This window comes from Bartonella sp. AD328YNZD (genome assembly GCF_042196425.1).
Map to the genome: position 1 here is coordinate 1 of NZ_JBHIQG010000510.1, position 1,302 is coordinate 1,302.

At 36.8% G+C, this 1,302-nt stretch carries 1 protein-coding gene; it reads right to left on the reverse strand.

Going from position 1 to position 1,302, the window contains the following annotated elements; genetic code table 11:
• Positions 1-162 precede the first annotated feature (162 nt).
• A partial coding sequence (gene secF, locus ACFIO3_RS13265; RefSeq protein WP_375704611.1) for a protein translocase subunit SecF occupies positions 163-1,302 on the reverse strand: 1,140 nt, incomplete at its 5' end.

A 1,302-nucleotide genomic window follows, 5' to 3' on the forward strand; every position in this document is an offset into this window, starting at 1 on the left:
CCAAGAGAAATGCTAAACATAAGCCTGCAACAATAGTTGTGATAAGTGGTGTGTCGTGGAGCATGGATTATTTACTATTCTTGATCAAAAAGCGAATGAATGAAAATGACTATATTTCTATGAGAAGAGAAGTGTAATGTATCATATGTATTAAAGGCATTCTCATTTCACTTTAATATTGGCACGGTTATTTCGTTTATGCCACCAATTTCCTAGTAGGAGTAAAATAGGAGCAGCAATAAAAATAGAGGATGATGTTGCAATAATAATTCCAAAGACCATGGGTAATGCAAAATTATGAACAGCATTTCCACCCCATATCGCCATGGGAAGCATAGCAAGAATCGTTGTAGTTGATGTAAAAAGACACCGTACAAGAACCTGATTAATCGACATATCAATCAGTTCGCGCAAAGGCATTTTTTTATAAAGACGCATATTTTCACGCATCCTATCATAGACGACAACCTTATCATTTATGGAATATCCAACAATTGTTAAGAGCGCAGCAATGGCTGTTAAATTAAAATCAAATTGAAATAAAGCAAAAAAGCCAATCATTTTTGTGGTGTCTAGAATGAGTGTGACAATGGCTCCAATGGCAAAGAACCATTCGAAGCGGAACCATATGTAGAGAGACATGGCAATAGCCGCAAGAATAACGGCAGTAAAAGCAGCTGTGGCAAGCTCGCCTGAAATTTTGGGGCCAACAACTTCTATTTGATCGAATATGGTATCGGGATAGATATTTTGTACAACTGTTTTGACTTTATCAATGGCGATGGTTTGTTGTGCTTCGCTACCACTTTGTTTCTGCATGCGAATTAATACGCTGTTTTCGTTATCAATATTTTGCAAGGTAATTTCACCAATATTAAGAGTAGAAAGCTTAGAACGCAGAGTGGCTAAGTCTGCTGGTGTTTTCGTGGTAATACTCATTTGGCTGCCGCCAATGAAATCAATTCCGAAATTTAAGCCAGGCTTAAAAAAGAGAAAAACTGAAGCCATTGATAAAATAATTGAGACGCCAATACCAATGAAGCGTGCTTTCATAAAGTGGAAAGTTGTGTTTTGTGGGAGAATGTTGAAAGCAGAATGAATATGCAGTTTTTTAATTTTCCATTTACGAACAATCCAAATCATGATGATGCGGACAATGGTGATATTTGTAAACATGGAGATAATAATACCAAGTAACATTGTTACAGCAAAACCACGAACTGGACCTGTGCCAAACCAAAATAGTAAAACAGTGGCTATAATGGCTGTAACATTTGCATCAACAATGGTTGCAAAAGCTTG